General features: G+C 45.8%; 16 protein-coding genes. 1 reads left to right on the top strand and 15 read right to left on the bottom strand.

The window, feature by feature from the left end:
• Positions 1 to 103: 103 nt before the first annotated feature.
• The 15 genes from VZT47_RS01225 to rpsB all read right to left on the bottom strand — a co-directional run bounded on the left by VZT47_RS01225 (position 104) and on the right by rpsB (position 15,587).
• Positions 104 to 1,333 carry a glycosyl hydrolase family 18 protein gene (locus VZT47_RS01225; protein WP_330223163.1) on the bottom strand — a complete coding sequence of 410 codons (1,230 nt, stop codon included), beginning with the start codon at positions 1,331 to 1,333 and terminating at the stop codon, positions 104 to 106.
• A 6-nt stretch (positions 1,334 to 1,339) separates the two neighbouring features.
• Entirely contained in the window at positions 1,340 to 2,539 is a 1,200-nt protein-coding gene (locus tag VZT47_RS01230) for a hypothetical protein (protein ID WP_330223164.1), read from the bottom strand.
• A gap of 51 nt (positions 2,540 to 2,590) precedes the next feature.
• Positions 2,591 to 3,265 carry a ComF family protein gene (locus tag VZT47_RS01235; protein WP_330223165.1) on the bottom strand — a complete coding sequence of 225 codons (675 nt, stop codon included), beginning with the start codon at positions 3,263 to 3,265 and terminating at the stop codon, positions 2,591 to 2,593.
• Complete coding sequence (gene recD2, locus VZT47_RS01240) at positions 3,262 to 5,397, bottom strand: SF1B family DNA helicase RecD2 (protein ID WP_330223166.1); 2,136 nt, start codon at positions 5,395 to 5,397, stop codon at positions 3,262 to 3,264. The genes VZT47_RS01235 and recD2 overlap by 4 nt, the downstream gene beginning before the upstream one ends.
• Positions 5,394 to 5,681 (bottom strand): chorismate mutase, encoded by a 288-nt coding sequence (locus tag VZT47_RS01245; protein WP_330223167.1) that lies wholly within the window; start codon positions 5,679 to 5,681, stop codon positions 5,394 to 5,396. The genes recD2 and VZT47_RS01245 overlap by 4 nt, the downstream gene beginning before the upstream one ends.
• 56 nt (positions 5,682 to 5,737) lie before the next feature.
• Positions 5,738 to 7,462, bottom strand: coding sequence for a proline--tRNA ligase (locus VZT47_RS01250; protein WP_330223168.1), 1,725 nt, complete (start codon positions 7,460 to 7,462; stop codon positions 5,738 to 5,740).
• Between the two features lie 2 nt (positions 7,463 to 7,464).
• Positions 7,465 to 8,520 carry a flavodoxin-dependent (E)-4-hydroxy-3-methylbut-2-enyl-diphosphate synthase gene (gene ispG, locus VZT47_RS01255; RefSeq protein ID WP_330223169.1) on the bottom strand — a complete coding sequence of 352 codons (1,056 nt, stop codon included), beginning with the start codon at positions 8,518 to 8,520 and terminating at the stop codon, positions 7,465 to 7,467.
• Positions 8,521 to 8,535: 15 nt separating this feature from the next.
• Entirely contained in the window at positions 8,536 to 9,558 is a 1,023-nt protein-coding gene (gene rseP, locus VZT47_RS01260) for an RIP metalloprotease RseP (protein WP_330223170.1), read from the bottom strand.
• Positions 9,555 to 10,715, bottom strand: a complete 1,161-nt coding sequence (dxr, locus tag VZT47_RS01265) for a 1-deoxy-D-xylulose-5-phosphate reductoisomerase (protein ID WP_330223171.1) — start codon at positions 10,713 to 10,715, stop codon at positions 9,555 to 9,557. The genes rseP and dxr overlap by 4 nt, the downstream gene beginning before the upstream one ends.
• Positions 10,716 to 10,731: 16 nt before the next feature.
• Entirely contained in the window at positions 10,732 to 11,541 is an 810-nt protein-coding gene (locus VZT47_RS01270; RefSeq protein WP_330223172.1) for a phosphatidate cytidylyltransferase, read from the bottom strand.
• Positions 11,538 to 12,263: an isoprenyl transferase gene (locus VZT47_RS01275; protein ID WP_330223173.1), complete on the bottom strand. Its 726-nt coding sequence runs from the start codon at positions 12,261 to 12,263 to the stop codon at positions 11,538 to 11,540. The genes VZT47_RS01270 and VZT47_RS01275 overlap by 4 nt, the downstream gene beginning before the upstream one ends.
• Positions 12,264 to 12,436: 173 nt before the next feature.
• Positions 12,437 to 12,994 carry a ribosome recycling factor gene (gene frr / locus VZT47_RS01280; protein WP_330223174.1) on the bottom strand — a complete coding sequence of 186 codons (558 nt, stop codon included), beginning with the start codon at positions 12,992 to 12,994 and terminating at the stop codon, positions 12,437 to 12,439.
• Positions 12,995 to 12,996: 2 nt separating this feature from the next.
• On the bottom strand, positions 12,997 to 13,725 hold the full coding sequence (pyrH, locus tag VZT47_RS01285) for a UMP kinase (RefSeq protein ID WP_330223175.1): 729 nt from the start codon (positions 13,723 to 13,725) through the stop codon (positions 12,997 to 12,999).
• 121 nt (positions 13,726 to 13,846) lie between these two features.
• Positions 13,847 to 14,725, bottom strand: coding sequence for a translation elongation factor Ts (gene tsf, locus VZT47_RS01290; RefSeq protein ID WP_330223176.1), 879 nt, complete (start codon positions 14,723 to 14,725; stop codon positions 13,847 to 13,849).
• A 94-nt stretch (positions 14,726 to 14,819) separates the two neighbouring features.
• A complete protein-coding gene (gene rpsB, locus VZT47_RS01295; protein WP_330223177.1) occupies positions 14,820 to 15,587 on the bottom strand; it encodes a 30S ribosomal protein S2 in 768 nt (255 codons plus the stop codon).
• Between the two features lie 291 nt (positions 15,588 to 15,878).
• On the opposite strand from rpsB, the gene VZT47_RS01300 reads away from it, so the two are divergent.
• Positions 15,879 to 16,994 (top strand): acyltransferase, encoded by a 1,116-nt coding sequence (locus VZT47_RS01300; protein ID WP_330223178.1) that lies wholly within the window; start codon positions 15,879 to 15,881, stop codon positions 16,992 to 16,994.
• Positions 16,995 to 17,040 lie beyond the last annotated feature (46 nt).

Below are 17,040 nucleotides of genomic sequence, written 5' to 3' on the forward strand. Positions count from 1 at the left end.
GAATCCTGCATCAAATTGGGGATCGAACTCAAAGAACATACTGTGGGTCGATTTCTGCCGCTAACCCAATTATACAGAAAAATTGAACTCCCACCGGTTTTATTTACGGTGGCAACGGCGCCGATATGTGTAATTGGGGACGGCCATTCTGCTTCCATTCCGCTACAAATTGCTTCGCTTCAGGATACCATACCGGCTTTAAATGGTACCTGGCAATCAGGGAGTCCTGATCTTTCATCGGCAGTACCCGGGATTTTACATGGCCCGGATTTCCTTCGTAAATACGGGTATAAAAAGGAAGCCCCAAAATAAGTTTATCCGGAGGAATAACAGTCAACAGTTTCTCCAGATTGACATCCAGCCAGTTCCAGGAAGAAACCGAACCAGCGCTATTGCTGATTCGAGGTGTTTCATCATAGCCCATGACAATTTCATAATCGCAAAATTGAGCCAGGGCTTTTCGGTCATAGCACAGGCTCCAGTTGGGAGATGATTCATTATAAACCGTAATATCCACAGAAAGGACCTTTCTATCCTTGTGAAGAGCTTCTGACAATTTCTTCACAAAATGGGTGAACCGGTCTTTATCATCAGGATCCATGTTCTCAAAATCTATATTATATCCATAGAGACCGTAAACTTCAGCTTCCGAAACCATGCGGGATATCACTTCTTCCTGTTTTCTTTCATCATGCAGAAAGGATGATGTGGTTCGGAGGTTAAAATCATTGTGAACAAGCGGCATTACCGCCATCCCATTGTCTTTTGCAGTTTTCAGATAGGAAAAATTTTTCAATGGAACGGACGTATTGATTTTGTCATAACTTCCCCATTCCGGTGAAAGGATGCGAAGGCCGGAAGTCTTTTTAAAACCTGCGCTTCCAGCCGTATATAAATGAACCGGGTCCCATAAAATCAGGGGCATGGAGGAAGCAGAATTCTCCTTTCTATTCCTGTTTTTCTTTTCAGGATCGGCCTTTTTAATGGAAATCTTCTGTTTATCCTTTTTATAAGTATAGCTGAAACCGGCCGGTTCACTAAAATAGAAAAAATCGACGCAGGGAATTCCGTTAACTGTGCGGAATGGGATTTCCACCTTTTCCCGACTGTTTAAACCATCAGGGATGATATAGAGTTTCTCTTTTTCCCAAAGGATTTTCCCTACTCCTCCATTTTCAAGAAATGAAGGCTCCATGTAGACCGTTCCGTCCGCATCGAAGGCAGCAGGCCTGCCTTTGATTCCCTTTACTTTCAATGAAACCGGCTCCGCCGCTTCCACTGCTGAAAAAAGCAGGAGAAAAATACCCAGAACCAAAGCAATCTTTTTAAACATATTTCCTCATCTATGGCTGAAATAAGCAGCAAATTTTCTCATCAGCGGAATCAGGGAAGCATAATCCAGCAGCCGGTAAATTTCATCCGTTCCGGTTAAGGCCGGTTTCTCATGCCGCAGGAAATCAATAAAAGCCCTCTGCATTCTCCTGACTTTTTTCCCCTGGTCAGTAATACGGACTTTCCTTTCCAGAATATCTTCCATAAGGAACTGCATCACGGCGGGGCGGAAGAAGAGGTCCGCAAAACAGCTTTCTATCCAGTAATCATGAACGGTATTTACAAATCCGGCTGTTCCTGAAGCAAACCGGAGGTACAGCTCCAGTCCGTCATAAAAGCCACCCCAGAAGTCGCTGAAAGCATAATTGAATTCACCATCTTTCTGTTTCCTGATGAAATCAAACGCATCGTCTTCTATAATCTGTACTTTTTCCTTATTCGGGAATTGAGGCAGCAGTTTCTTTCTGAAAAGACTGATTACATCCGGATTTTTCTCGATAACCGTGACGGATTCCACGTCCGGTTTTGATGAAACCATGTAAACATAATAACCAAGCCCCAGACCATACGTAATGACCTTTCCTGATGCCTTTTCCACCGGTAACGCCATGGACTGTATTTCACTCAGGACTATACTCATCCACACGTTTCCGTCTTCAAGAAGGACAGGAAAACGTACTCTTCCATCAAAGTAGCCTGCTGCGCAGGTGGAAAACGGATCATTCCTGCGAAAAGTGCCATTATAAGTCTGAATGAATTCCCCGGGGAGATAATCATTTTCTGTCAGGGAAATATGACCGCACTCTGCCCTTCCCCTCACCCGTACGTGTTTGAAATACGGGTTTTCGGTTACAGACTTTGGTGAATATCTGGCAATATGCATTGATATGCAGGAAAGGATCCTCTCTATCAGTTCTTCAGGCTCCATAAAATCCAGAAGTTCCGAATAGGGCTTCATTTCCTCTCTGTCATAAACCAGCTGGCTTACTGCATCCTCAATAGTATCTCCAAAGGCGGTATCAGCAACCACAGAGGCAAGATAATTTTCGCCTTTTTTTGCGGCCAATCCCTGAAAATCAATATTTTCCACATAGAGATGATTGGAAATCTCCCCCATGAGGATATCGTCTGCCACTGCGGTCAGAAGATATTGTTTCCACAACCCGGTTACAGTATTTTTTATTTCTTCATTTTTCACCAGACTCATCCCGGCTCACCTCTTTGATTCAATCGAAGCTTTATAAAGAATTCCATAAATTTACCATGCCCCGCTGGCAATAGTCAATCCAAATACTTCTGCTGCCCCTGCCCGGATCAATTCCTCTGCTGCCGCGTTCATGGTCGCTCCGGTGGTATAAATATCATCAACAAGAAGGATTTTCTTTCCGGAAATATCATATTTATGGTTAATCCAGAATATGGCTTTCGTATTTTTCAGTCTCTCTTCCCTGGAAAGGAGCGATTGCGTCCGGGCAGTACGGATTCTTTTTAACCCATCGGGAATGTAGGTCTTCCCCTGTCGTTTCATCCACTTTTCAAAAATCATGTCGACCTGATTATATCCGCGAAGTCTCATTTTCTTTTTAGAAAGAGGTATGGGAATTACGATATCATACTCTTCAAGCCTTTCCCAATATGGAAATTTATTTAAAAGGCTGGGGAAAGCCCTCTTCCTGTCGGTTCTGCCATTGTATTTCAGCTGGATGATGCACCTTCTGATTGGCTCATTATAGAAACACAGTGTGTAGCAGCCTTTCAAATATTCAGAATGGGTAGAATTGAGCAGTCTTGGGTTCCACATGCGTTTCATGCATTCATCGCACCAGATATGATGATCATCGGTCAAGGTCCCGCAGCCGGGGCAGCAGGTGGGATAAATGATTTCAAGAATCTCATGCCTGATACCATGAATGGCTTTCAGAAAAAAACTCAAATTTCCACCTCCTCTTTCAGGAGAGGCAGGAACAGACTGTATCGATTCGTCACTTCTCCCCTGCCGACAGCCCTGTAGATGGCATCTTCGGTAGTAATCAGGATCGTTTTCTTCTTTGCCCTTGTGACTCCGGTGTAAAGAAGATTACGGCGAAGCATAATATCCTGGGTGGGAAGGAGAATCAGTATGATTGTATCATATTCACTGCCCTGGCATTTATGGACGGTAGACGCATAAGCCAGCTGCACATTATTTCTTTCGTCTCCTTCGTAGGTGACTTCTTTGCTGTCAAAGCGGACAAAAAGCTTGTTTTTATCCACAGCCCATACTTCGCCGATATCCCCGTTATAAATTCCCTTGTCATAATCATTTCTTTTCTGCATGACTTTGTCACCGGGAAGGAAATGGGAAGGTCCTTCCGGCACGGAGCACTGATGAATCCGTTCCTGTATGGCATGATTGAGATGATCGACCCCGCAGAGTCCTCTGTACATGGGGGAAAGGACCTGCATGGTCATTTTGATGTCATCATCACCATAATGGTATCGATCGCAAAGTCCCATGACGTCATCAAAGGCTTCCTCTTCGGAATTGACATAATAAATGGAAAATTCGCCTTCTTCATCCGGCACGCAGGGCTCGCCGTCCCTGATCAGTCCCGCATTCCGTATGATTCCGCTCCCCTCCTGCTGACGGAAAATATGGACAAGGCGCACTACCGGCACCTTTCCCCATTGAATGAGCGCTTTTAAAGGAGCGCCAGGTCCTACAGGAGGCAGCTGATCCACGTCCCCTACAAGAATCAGTCGCGCTCCCGGTTTTAAGGCACATAAAAGATGGTAAAAAAGGGAAATATCCATCATGGAAGCTTCATCCACAATGATCAGGTCCTCATTCAACGGTTCCGATTCATTTTTCCCAAACCAGGTACCGCCGGATTCACGCATTTCCGCTTCCAGGGCTTTATGAATCGTATCCGCTTCCATACCGCTTGAAAGGGAAAGTCTCTTGGCAGCACGGCCTGTGGGAGCCATGAGGCGGACGCTGCGTTCATATTGTCCGGCGGCCGCAATAATAGCCCTGACAAGAGTCGTTTTACCTGTTCCCGGGCCTCCCGTAATAACAAGAAGTCCCGAATCCATGGCCTGTTCAACGGCAAGCCGCTGCTCTTCTGCCATTTCCAGCCCGTTTTCCCGTTCAAATTTTTCTATAGCCAGTTTGGCTGAACCAAGTTTTCCTCCCTTGAGCAGATTCTTGATGCGAAGACTGCACTCGGTCTCTGCTTCATAAAGATATGGCAGGTACAGATACGTTTCGTCTTTGTACCGGACCGCCGGAATCATACCGCTTTCAATGGATTCATCTCCGCCGGCCGTTGCAATTTCTTCCGGTATGTTCAGTATACGGGCAGCATTTCTGTAAAGAGACGTACGAGGAACACAGGCATGTCCCTGACCCAGGGCTATAGACAGCATGTAATTGATTCCACTCATGATACGATCAGAATCGTTGGGAGAAATTCCTTTTTCCAGTGCAATCCTGTCCACGTCACGGAATCCCAGCCCCGGCACCTCCCCGATCATGCGATATGGATCATGAGTAAAAACTTCTTCATACTGATCCCCATAAAGCTTCTGGATATCTCCGACAAACCTTTCTGAAATGCCCATAGACTGTAAAAACATAATCAGTTCCTGCTGCTGCGCAATCTGTTCATAAGATTCCCTGATGCGTTCCAGTGTTTTCCTGCCAATTCCCTGGACCTCGATCAAATCGTCGATCCTGTTTTCGAAAACTTCCATAGTGGATTTACCGAAGTGATCGACAATCCTGTCAGCCATGGCCGGACCAATGCCATCAATCATGCCGGAGGCAAGGAAGCGGCGTATTTCATCCATTTCTTTCGGTTTGATATTTTCCAGATAATTTCCTTTAAACTGCATGCCAAAACGGGGATGCCGCTGCCAGCATCCCCGTATCAGAACACATTGACCTGCATAGGGTACACTCCCCCTGTAGGAAACAGTCACCAGTTTACCACTTTCGTTATCATCCAGAAGAAAAACACAGAATCTGCCGTCATCGCTGGAAAATATGATTTTTCTGACGGTGCCGCGCAGTTCTTCTGTCATTTTTTCTTCCCCCGAATGAATTCCTTTTGAACCTTTTTGCTTATATCCATGAGCATCTGGTACCAGTTTACGAAATCCGGTTTAAGCGAAATATTTTCAATCATACCGGAGAGTTCTTCAATATTCTGCTCTTCCCGCTTTGCATCGAAAATCGGAATTTCGGATTTCAGTTTACACTGGGCAACGCTTTTAGACAGGGCAATCCTCTTCTCAAAAAGGACAACCATATCTTTATCAATTTTCCTGATTGAATCCCTAAGAACATCCAGTTCCCTGTCTTCCATAATAGTTCTCCCGTTCCGCCCTATGGCTCTTTTCCCATGAAAGGGTAATGGTTTGATTAAAGGTTGTTGTCGTGAAGGTGTTTCAGGATTTCCAGGACTTTATCTTTGCATTCTGCCAGAGGTACCTCAATCACTTCACCGGTCCTGCGCAGACGGATTTCCACATTGCCGGACTGCTGCCATTTCTTACCGATGGTTACTCGCACGGGATAACCAATCAGGTCGGCATCCTTAAACTTGATACCTGCCCGTTCATTGCGGTCATCAAGAACGATTTCATCCTGTCTGTCTTCCATATCTTCATACAGTTTCCGGGCAGCCTCCATAACTTCTTCCGATTTATTGTTGGCCGGAACAATAACCACTTCGTAAGGAGCAATGGCTACCGGCCAGATAATGCCGTCATCATCATGGTTCTGTTCGATGGAAGCAGCTACAGTCCTGGTGACCCCGATCCCATAGCACCCCATGACAAGGGGATGGGATTTTCCATTGTTGTCCAGATAGGTAGCTCCCAGTTTTTCACTGTACTTGGTTCCCAGCTTGAATACCTGGCCTACTTCAATGCCTTTGGTTAAGACAATTTCACCGCCGCATTCCGGACATACATCATGAGCATCAATCTGACGGATGGTATCCACGCGGACATCCCCAAAGTCGCGGGCCGGATTGACATGAATATAATGTTTGTCCTTTTCATTGGCTCCGCAGCAGGCATCCTGCATTTCCATAACCGTAGCGTCACAGATAATATCGAAATCCTTTGTCCGTTTCAGGCCAATGGGGCTAATATAGCCGGCAGTGAGGCCCACGCGCTGAAGATCTTCGTCAGAAGCCATGCCTACATTGATGGCTCCATAAATATTCTGCAGACGGACTTCATTGACTTCATGGTCGCCCCTCACCATGGCAAGAACTACGGTATCATCCAGCTTGTAAACAACCGCTTTTACAGACTGTGCAACCGGCGCATGGAGATAATTGCATACCATTTCAATCGTATGCTGCCCGGGGGTTTCCACGATTTCCTTTTCTTTATCATTCTGGATATCAGAATGAATCGTATTCGGTTCTACAGCTTCAATATTAGCCGCGAAATCACAGTGTTTGCAATAAACGATATCTGCTTCCCCGGAATCGGCAAGAACTTCGAATTCATGGGATGCATTGCCGCCAATAGCCCCGGAATCGGCGATAACGGGACGGAATGTAAGGCCGCATCTGGTAAAGATACGGGTATAGGCATCATACATCAGCTTGTACTGTTTATCGAGTCCCTCCTGGTCCGCATCGAAAGTATATCCATCTTTCATAATGAATTCACGACTGCGCATAAGGCCGAAACGGGGGCGTTTTTCATCTCTGTACTTGTTCTGGATCTGATATACCGATACCGGGAGCTGTTTGTAGGAAGATGTGTCCAGTTGAACAAGGGTCGTAACCAGTTCTTCGTGAGTCGGCCCAAGACAATAGTCCCTGCCATGACGATCTTTCAGCTTGAACATTTCTTCTCCATAAACATCCCAGCGGCCTGTTTTCTGCCAGATTTCAGCCGGCTGGACGATTGGCATGAGGATTTCCTGGGCACCGGTCTTATTGATTTCTTCGCGGATAATCTTTTCGACTTTCCGGATGGCGCGGAAAGCAAGGGGCAGATAAGCATAGGTGCCGTTTGCAATCTTTCTCATCATCCCTGCTTTGAGCATGTATTTATGACTCATAACAACAGCGTCAGAAGGTAATTCTCTTAAAGTCGGACTATACAACCTGGATGCTAACATGTTTATTCTCCTTCATTTTCAAATGTTTCAATTTCTTCCATCAAAGCGTCAATCAATTCTGCTTCCGGAACACTGCGGATTACTTTCCCTTTACGGAAAAGGAGACCGCTCCCTTTCCCTCCGGCTATGCCGAAATCGGCTTCCCTTGCCTCGCCGGGACCATTCACGGCACAGCCCATAACGGCCACACGGATTGGTTTCCTGAAATGTTCAATCTTCTTTTCAACTTCCTGCGCCATTTCAATCAGATTCACCTGGGTACGTCCGCAGGTGGGGCAGGAAACAAGGACCGGCCCATATTGCCGCATGCCCACAGAGCTCAATATTTCTTTAGCGGCTTTGACTTCTTTAACAGGATCATCTGTTAAAGATACTCTTATTGTATCACCAATTCCGTCGAGGAGAAGAGCCCCGATTCCAATTGCCGATTTAATTGTTCCCCTGTATAGGGTACCTGCTTCCGTAACCCCAAGGTGAAGTGGATAATCCACTTTTTCATGAAGAAGCCTGTTGGCTTTCACCATCATCGGAACATCTGTTGATTTGACTGAAATGACAATATCATGAAAGTCCTCTTCTTCAAGAATCCTTACATGACTCATGGCTCCTTCCACCATGCCCTCAGCTGTGGGATGACCGCCAAACTTGCCCAGTATGTCGGCAGGAAGAGAACCTGCATTGATTCCAATGCGGATGGGGATATGCTTTTCCTTTGCCATATCCACCACTTTGACCACATTTTCCCGACGTCCTATATTTCCAGGATTAATCCGTAGTGCATCGATTCCCGATTCCATGGCGGTGAGAGCCAGGCGATAATCGAAATGAATGTCAGCCACAAGCGGCACATTGACTCGTCTCCTGAGTTCCCCCAGTGCTTCTGCCGCTTTCCGGTCAGGAACAGCAACCCGGACTATATCGGCCCCCGCTTCATGAAGGGCATTGATCTGGGCCGCCGCATATTCCGTATCTACAGGATTGAAGGTACTCATGGACTGGATAGCGATAGGGCTGCCCCCGCCAATTGTTACACGACCTACTTTAACCTTCCTTGTCATACTGATAAATCCACCTTATTTCAACAATCCATTAATATCATTACACATGGCAAAGATAAAAAGTCCTAAAAGGATGGTGACTCCCACTGCCTGTATATAGTAGAGCGCTTTTTCCGGAAGTTTTTTCCCCGATATTCCCTCAATCAGAGTCATGACAAGGACTCCTCCATCAAGAAGGGGAACAGGAAGAAGATTCAGAAAGCCAAGATTCAGGCTGAGAAGGGCAATAAAAAGAAATAATGGCAGGATCCCCGTATCGGCAACCTCAGTAGCCATCCGGGCCACACCGATTGGTCCAGCTACATCCGCCTCATGGCCGGAAATCATGTTGATCAGCCCGCCGCCCATCATACGAATAAGGAAAACGCAGCGGTTAAAGCTTAGAGACAATGCTTTGAAAAATCCGGCTTCCTGATGCTCCATATACGGCGTAATTCCGATAATACGCCTTCCTTCTTCATTTTCTTTCAGGGACAGATGCAGATTTCTTCTTTCTTCTCCGCTTTGAAGGGTCAGAGATATTTCCCCATTTCCGGAAAGTCTGGTTTCCTCCCCGATATTGGTCCATGTGGAGATGTCTTTTTCATTGATGGAAATAATCCTGTCTCCCGGCCGGATTCCGCTTTTCGCAGCCGCTGAATTTTCCAGAACCGTTCCCACTACCGGTATATTGGGGAAGGAATAGTACCCTTCATAAAGAAAGACTCCGGCATAAATAAAATATGCCAAAAGGACATTAAATATGGACCCGGCCGCAATGACAAGAAGCCGTGCCCATACGGGACGTTTCGAAAAAGCTTTGGGATCTTCTGTCTCCTCAGAATCCATGCCGGCGATACGATTAAAACCGCCAAGGGGAATGATTCGTAATGAATAAAGAGTTTCGCCTATTTTTCGAGAAACAATCCTGGGACCAAACCCCACAGCAAACTCAATGACCCTCATTCCCGTTGCCTTGGCCAGGAGGAAATGACCACCTTCATGGACAAGGACAATCACGGCAAAGACAAATATGGGAGCAAGTATATTCACAATCATAAAGAAACCCTCCGGATTTCCTGATTGGCTGATTCTCTTGCTTTGTGATCTGCCCGCAAAACATCTTCATAATTTCTGATGGGACTTACAGCCCACTTGTTTAATGTATTTTCTACCACATCAAAGATGGAAAGGAAAGAAATCTTTCCCGAAATGAATGCACGGATTGCTTCTTCATTGGAAGCATTAAAAGCGGTGGCCGCATCTCCCCCGCTCTTTCCGGCTTCATAAGCAAGCTTCAGGGAACGGAAAGTATCATAATCGGGAATTTCAAGAGCAATAGACGCAATCTGCCGCCAGTCTACAAACTTCCCGGATGGTGAAGGCAGCCTGTCCGGATAGGTCAGGGCAAACTGAATGGGAAGACGCATATCGGGATTTCCCAGCTGGGCAATGATAGAGCCATCATTAAATTCCACCATGGAATGAATCAGACTCTGCGGCTGAACCAGTACTTCAATATCATCATAATCCGTACCGAAAAGCCAGTGGGCTTCAATGACCTCAAGCCCTTTGTTAAACATGGTTGCTGAGTCCAGGGTCACTTTCATGCCCATATTCCAGGTCGGATGCTTCAAGGCATCCCCAAGGGTGACATGTGCCAGTTCCTCTCTTGTTTTACCGCGGAACGGACCGCCGGAAGCAGTGAGAAGAATCTTATGAATACCTTTATGATCCTGCCCGAGAAGACTCTGGAAAATAGCGCTGTGTTCACTGTCCACCGGCCGTATAAGCAGATGTTTCCGTCGTGCCGCCTCTATGACAAGAGATCCTCCGGCTACGAGAGTTTCTTTATTCGCAAGAGCCAGTTCCTTACCGGCATCAATGGCTTCCAGGGTAGGAAGAAGTCCGGCGATTCCGACAACTGCGACAAGGACAAGATCCACATCATCCCTGCGGCAGACTTCCCGGAGCCCTTTTTCTCCAATAATGACTTCTGCTTTTCCTTTATAGACTTTCCTGAAAGAAGCTCCCGCAAGAGGGTTACTGATGACTATGGCATTGGGTTTAAACTCTTCCGCTTGTACCAGGAGACGTTCTATATTCGTATTTGCCGCAAGAACGGAAACATGAAATAAGTCAGGATGAGTCCGTACTACATCCAAAGTTTGCGTACCGATAGAACCGGTACTTCCTAAAACTGCCAGTTCTTTCATTCAAACTCCTTTGAAATCAATGAAATATAGCTAAAAGTGCTGCCAGGGAAGGAGCCACAAAAAGAAGGCTGTCAAAGCGGTCCATCATTCCCCCGTGTCCCGGAAGGATATTTCCGGAATCCTTGATATCACAAGCCCGTTTTACATAAGACTCAAAAAGATCCCCCATGGGAGCCATGACAGCAGAAACAATGGACAGAATAAATCCCTGAAGAAGATTGAACTGGAACCCTGCAGATAATGCCAAACCAAGAATCACGCAGCCAAGGGCACCTCCGGCAAGGCCTTCCATGGTTTTGTTCGGGCTGATATGAGGAGCCATCTTATGACGACCTAACCGTTTCCCTGCCAGATAGGCAAAAGAATCGCTGGCCCAGGTACAAACCAGGGCAAAAAGAATCAGAAAAATTCCGGGATCTATATTGACTGCTCCTGCCGGAAGAAGTTCATGACACCCTCTAAGATAAGCCAGAGTCCCAAAGCCAAGACCAAAATAGATCATTCCAAATGCAGAATAAATGATATTGGTCATATTCTCTTTCTTTATAAAAAGAATCAGGAACAGCATGAGGCAGAAACACAAAAGCAGGGCGGCCATTAAAATCTTCAGAGAATAAAAACCGGCCGCACCAATCATAATGGCCATGCCAAGGCCTGCAGGGATGGTATAAATATGTATGGAAATATTCTTCAGCATCCTGTCATATTCAGCCAGTGCAATCAGGGAAACAATGAGTACGGCTCCCGTCAGGAACCAGCTTCCAAGCCAGACAAGGGCAAGCACAGCGATGATGCCGACGATCGCCGTAATGACGCGTACTTTCATGATTCCTCCTCATTGAGGCCGCCAAACCTTCGATCTCTGGTGGTATACCAGGTTACAGCCTTACGAAGTTCAGTTTCTGTAAAATCAGGCCATAAGACAGGTGTGAAATAAAGCTCACTGTAGGAGGTCTGCCATAAAAGGAAATTGGATATCCGCGACTCTCCGCCAGTGCGGATAAGGAGATCTACATCACTTGAAGCAGACGGATAGAGGAAGGAGCCAAAGGATTCTTCCGTAATTTCAGAAATATCCATTTCCCCTTTTTTCACGATTTCCGCCATGAGGCTTGCTGCCCGCACGATTTCTCTACGGCCGCCGTAATTGATCGCCACATTAAGTACCATGCCGTCATTAGCGGCAGTTTCCCGCTCACATGCATCGATTTCTTTCTGAAGACTTTCCGTCAGGGCTGAAACATCTCCAATGATATGAACCTGCACATTATCGACAACAAGCTCCCGGAGCTGGCTGATCAGGTAGTTTTTGAAAAGTCTCATGAGGAAACGAACTTCCAGGGCCGGCCTTTTCCAATTTTCCGTTGAAAAGGCATACAGGGTCAATACTTTGATTCCCATATGGCCCGCGGCACGAACAATAGTTTTCACATTGGCCGCCCCGGCCTGATGACCAAAAGTCCTTTCTCTCCCCCGCTTCTCTGCCCAACGGCCATTCCCATCAAGAATGATGGCCACATGTTCAGGAAAAGCTTTTTTATCCGACATGGCTTTACTCCTTATTAAATCAAACCAGGCATCCCATTCTGCCGGCTGAGATCCTCAGTACCATTTCAATCAAATTGACAATGAGTTAAAGAAATCGTACCCTTCGATACGATTTCTTTAACTTTCTCTTCAATTGACCACTCCGGAAAACATTTAAATCTTCCGAAACTCAATTAAACGGACATGATTTCCTTGATTTTATGTTCAGTTACAGCTTCAACTTCCTTGATTTTCTTGTCGGTCAGTTTCTGAACCTTATCTTCCATTTCCTTGATGACATCTTTAGAAACATCGCTGTTTTTTGCTTCCTTCTTAAGGAAAACATTTCCATCCCGGCGGATATTTCTGACTGCCACTTTGGCTTCTTCCGATTTCTTATTGACAATCTTCACCAGTTCCTTGCGTCTGTCTTCGGTCAGCTGGGGAATGGCCATACGGATCAGGTTGCCGTCATTCATCGGTACCAGGCCAAGATCAGACTGAAGAATCGCTTTTTCAATGTCTTTCAAAAGGGATTTGTCCCAGGGCTGTACGACGAGCATTCTGGCTTCAGGAACGGTAACTGATGCCACCTGGGTAACCGGTGTACGGGTACCATAATAATCAACAAATATACGATCCAGAAGGCTTGCGCTGGCCTGCCCGGTCCTGATGGAGGTAAATTCATTTTTCAATGCGACAATGGATTTATCCATTTTATCGGAAAGCCGCTTCATTTCATCTTCGTACATAATTAATTCCTTTCAATAAGAGTACCAAGGGTTTCCCCTTTGCATGCCTTGACGATATTTCCCGGCACATCAATATTAAATACAACGATGGGGATATTGTTATTCATGCAGAGCGTAATAGCCGTATTATCCATAACCGCCAGCTGTCTCTGGAGAACTTCGTTATAAGTGAGGTGTGTAAACATCTTTGCTTCCGGATGGAATTTCGGATCCGCATCATAGACACCATTAGTCTGCTTTTTTGCCATCAGCATGACATCAGCTTCAATTTCAGCGCTTCTGAGTGCTGCGGTGGTATCCGTAGTGAAATAAGGATTTCCTGTACCGGCGCCAAAAATGACAACTCTTCCCTTTTCAAGATGACGAATGGCGCGGCGGCGGATATAGGGTTCCGCAATCTGTCTCATTTCAATAGCTGTCTGAACACGTGTGGAAACCCCCAGTTTTTCCAGTGCGTCCTGAAGGGCCACGGAGTTGATGACGGTAGCCAGCATTCCCATATAGTCGGCAGAAGCACGGTCCATTCCGCCCTGGCTGCCTTTCAGGCCGCGCCAGATATTGCCGCCGCCCACGACAACAGCGATTTCAACGCCGGACTCGGCAGCTTCCCTGATCTCACTTGCCAGACGATAAACAACCTCGGGATCAATGCCGAAGCCTTTATCATTAGCCAGAGCTTCGCCGGATAATTTCAGCATGACTCTTTTGTAATGTTTTGTTTCAACTGCCATTTTACACCCCCGTAAGTAAAATAAAACTACCTTTATATATTATATAGTATTTTACTCCATTTACAAAATCCCATTTACAAAATAAGAGAACACTAAAAAGTGTCCTCTTATTATTTAGTGATTACTGGTTCAGCTGTTTTGCAACTTCTGCTGCCAGATCATCCTGTTTCTTTTCAATGCCTTCGCCAAGCTGGAAACGAGCAAAGCGAACAGCTTCAGCCTTCTTGGATTTAAGAAGTTTGGAAATGGTCAGGTCGCCATCTTTAATGAATTCCTGATCGACCAGGCAGACTTCCTTATAGAATTTATTGATTCTGCCCATAACCATCTTTTCAATGATCTTTTCAGGTTTTCCTTCATTTCTTGCTTCAACTGCAAGGACTTCTTTTTCGTGTTCCACTTCAGACTGCGGGACCTGGGTGCGGTCGAGATAGGAAGGATTAGCTGCTGCAATCTGCATAGCGATATCCTTACCCAGTTCAGCATCTCCGCCCTTCAGTTCGACAAGAACACCAATCTTGCCACCGCCATGGATATAGCTGTAAACCTGGCCTTCCTGGCTTTCATAACGTACGAAACGACGGATAGAAATATTTTCACCGATCTTTGCTACTGCTTCGGTAACGGTATCCTTTACGGTTTTGCCGTTCATTTCGGTAGCAAGAAGAGCTTCCACATCAGCAGGATTGGTATCAAGAATCTGCTGTGCAATAGATGCTGCGAGAGCTCTGAAAGCATCGTTTCCGCCAACAAAGTCGGTTTCGCAGTTGACTTCGACAATGGTGCCGGTCTTTCCATCAGCAGAAATTGCAGAAACTACTGCACCTTCAGCAGCTACGCGGCTTGCTTTTTTAGCGGCTTTGGAAAGTCCTTTTTCGCGAAGGATATCAACTGCCTTTTCCATATCGCCTTCAGCTTCAACAAGTGCCTTTTTGCAGTCCATCATGCCGGCACCGGTCTTGGTCCGCAGATCTTTTACCATACTAGCTGTAATTTTCATCTTATGACCTCCATCATAAAACTCAAGGTGTTTGTCAATTTTTAAAAAAGGCTGTGGCCCGGTTTTAAACCATCAACCACAGCCCAATTATGGATTATTCTTTTTCAGCTGCCGGAGCTTCTTCTGCTTCTTCAGCCGGAGCTTCTGCTTCTTCAGCAGCAGCTGCTTCAGCTTCCTGCTGGCCCTGACGGCCTTCGAGAACTGCATCAGCCATCTTGCTGGTCAGCAGTCTTACTGCACGGATTGCATCGTCATTTGCAGGAATCGGGAAATCGATAACATCCGGATCGCAGTTGGTATCAACAGTTGCGACAACCGGAATGTGGAGCTTGTGAGCTTCAGATACAGCGATTTCTTCTTTCTTGGAATCAATGATGAAAATAGCGCCCGGCAGCTTCTTCATATCTTTGATACCGCCGAGGTTCTTTTCCAGTTTTTCCAGTTCCCGTTTCATAAGGATAACTTCCTTCTTCGGATACTGGTCAGTGGTGCCTTCTTCAAACATTTTTTCCAGTTCTTTCAGACGGTTGATACGGGTCTGAATGGTACGGAAGTTGGTGAGCATGCCGCCCAGCCAGCGTTCATTTACATAGAACTGATTGCAGCGGGCTGCTTCTTCCTTTACGGAATTCTGAGCCTGTTTCTTGGTACCTACGAAGAGGACCGGTTCACCTTTGGCAGCAACGTCACGGATGAAAGCATAAGCTTCTTCTACTTTCTTGACGGTTTTCTGCAGGTCGATAATGTAGATTCCGTTACGCTCGGTGAAAATGAAGCGAGCCATTTTCGGGTTCCAGCGACGGGTCTGATGACCAAAGTGAACGCCTGCTTCTAACAACTGTTTCATGGATACAACTGACATAATAAAGCCTCCTGTTAATAACCTCTGCCTGTTTCAACTTCCGCATACACCGATATGGCACAGATGCAGAATCCACAGACATGTGTATTCAAGCTTTTTTATTGTATCAAAAAGAAATTGGCCTTGCAAGTATAAAGTCAATATTTTTTCAATTCCCTGTCTTACATCATTTTATACTAAGATAAAATATTGAAAAACGTCCTGCCCGCTTAATCCCCTGAAGTAAAGGACTGATAATAAATGGGCGTTGTGATATGATATATCCATAATGAATAGAAAGAAGGTTTTCCCATGACCGTTTCTCCGGAATCCGCCCACAGCCTTCCTCGTCCAAAGCTGAAAAAACTGCATATTGAATTTCTGAGAGCCCTCTGCATCTGGCTGGTGATGTTCACTCATACGTCCACGGCGGGCTTTTCCCTGTATATAGCAAGGCCGCAGTCATTTTTTTATCCTCTTTATCTCGCTGTTCCCTTCTGGGTCAAAACAGCGGTACCTATTTTCTTCATGATTTCCGGAGCTCTGCTCCTGGGAAGGGAAGAATCCATTGCCCGTATATGGAAGAAACGGATATGGCGATTCCTGCAGGTCATCTTTATTTTTTCCATTATCAATTATATATGGTTTTATCACAGCCTTCCCCTTTCCGTCCCGGGACATGTCGCCAAATTTTTTACCATGCTTTATACCTCAGATCTGGCAACAGCTTATTACTTTCTATATATTTATATTTCCTTCCTGCTCATGCTCCCCATCTGGCGGAAACTGGTCAAAGCCATGACTGAGCAGCTTTATCTCTATCTCATCTGTCTCAATATATTCTTTGTAGGCTTTGTACCGGTTATTTCCTTCCTGATTTTCAAAGGGACCGGAGAAATGAATTATTTCCTGAATCCCCTTCTTGCCGTAAGCGAACCCACTTTTTATTTTCTTCTGGGATACTGGATTGAAAATATACTGCCTCAAAGCTGGCTCACAGGAAAAAATATGATCCGTCTCGGGCTCTGTGCCCTGCTCGGAACTTTCATTGCCGGCGGGATGACCTGGTATCACGGCGTAATCGCCGGAGGCATGACGGAAGCGATTTCAGAACGTTTTTATGACAGTTTTCTTTTCCTTAATACGGCTTTCGTCTACTGTGCCTGCCGCTGGTGGTTCCACGAGCACCAGGTATCCGAAAGAGTTTCGAGGATCTGTATTTTCCTTGGAAGCATGTCCTTTGGCGTCATGCTGTTTGAGGAAATTACAAGAAATCTGACTCATGTCATTTACGCCCGTCTGCTTTTGAAATATCTGTACCGGATTCCCTTTATCGATGCAGTCATATGGATCATCATGGCCTATGCCCTGGGTCTCCTGATTACCTGGCTTCTCAAGAAAATCCCCTATTTCAATAAGCTCATCTGAAATCATATCATGACAAAAGGCTTTGGAAAAATTATGTTCCAAAGCC

The organism is Dialister sp. (assembly GCF_036343215.1).
Taxonomy (GTDB): domain Bacteria; phylum Bacillota; class Negativicutes; order Veillonellales; family Dialisteraceae; genus Dialister.

Bases quoted from the DNA above. Each gene is read 5' to 3' on its own strand.
- VZT47_RS01225 (WP_330223163.1), bottom strand. From the start codon at position 1,333: ATGTTTAAAAAGATTGCTTTGGTTCTGGGTATTTTTCTCCTGCTTTTT.
- VZT47_RS01230 (WP_330223164.1), bottom strand. From the start codon at position 2,539: ATGAGTCTGGTGAAAAATGAAGAAATAAAAAATACTGTAACCGGGTTG.
- recD2 (WP_330223166.1), bottom strand. From the start codon at position 5,397: ATGACAGAAGAACTGCGCGGCACCGTCAGAAAAATCATATTTTCCAGC.
- VZT47_RS01245 (WP_330223167.1), bottom strand. From the start codon at position 5,681: ATGGAAGACAGGGAACTGGATGTTCTTAGGGATTCAATCAGGAAAATT.
- VZT47_RS01250 (WP_330223168.1), bottom strand. From the start codon at position 7,462: ATGTTAGCATCCAGGTTGTATAGTCCGACTTTAAGAGAATTACCTTCT.
- ispG (WP_330223169.1), bottom strand. From the start codon at position 8,520: ATGACAAGGAAGGTTAAAGTAGGTCGTGTAACAATTGGCGGGGGCAGC.
- rseP (WP_330223170.1), bottom strand. From the start codon at position 9,558: ATGATTGTGAATATACTTGCTCCCATATTTGTCTTTGCCGTGATTGTC.
- dxr (WP_330223171.1), bottom strand. From the start codon at position 10,715: ATGAAAGAACTGGCAGTTTTAGGAAGTACCGGTTCTATCGGTACGCAA.
- VZT47_RS01270 (WP_330223172.1), bottom strand. From the start codon at position 11,541: ATGAAAGTACGCGTCATTACGGCGATCGTCGGCATCATCGCTGTGCTT.
- VZT47_RS01275 (WP_330223173.1), bottom strand. From the start codon at position 12,263: ATGTCGGATAAAAAAGCTTTTCCTGAACATGTGGCCATCATTCTTGAT.
- frr (WP_330223174.1), bottom strand. From the start codon at position 12,994: ATGTACGAAGATGAAATGAAGCGGCTTTCCGATAAAATGGATAAATCC.
- pyrH (WP_330223175.1), bottom strand. From the start codon at position 13,725: ATGGCAGTTGAAACAAAACATTACAAAAGAGTCATGCTGAAATTATCC.
- tsf (WP_330223176.1), bottom strand. From the start codon at position 14,725: ATGAAAATTACAGCTAGTATGGTAAAAGATCTGCGGACCAAGACCGGT.
- rpsB (WP_330223177.1), bottom strand. From the start codon at position 15,587: ATGTCAGTTGTATCCATGAAACAGTTGTTAGAAGCAGGCGTTCACTTT.
- VZT47_RS01300 (WP_330223178.1), top strand. From the start codon at position 15,879: ATGACCGTTTCTCCGGAATCCGCCCACAGCCTTCCTCGTCCAAAGCTG.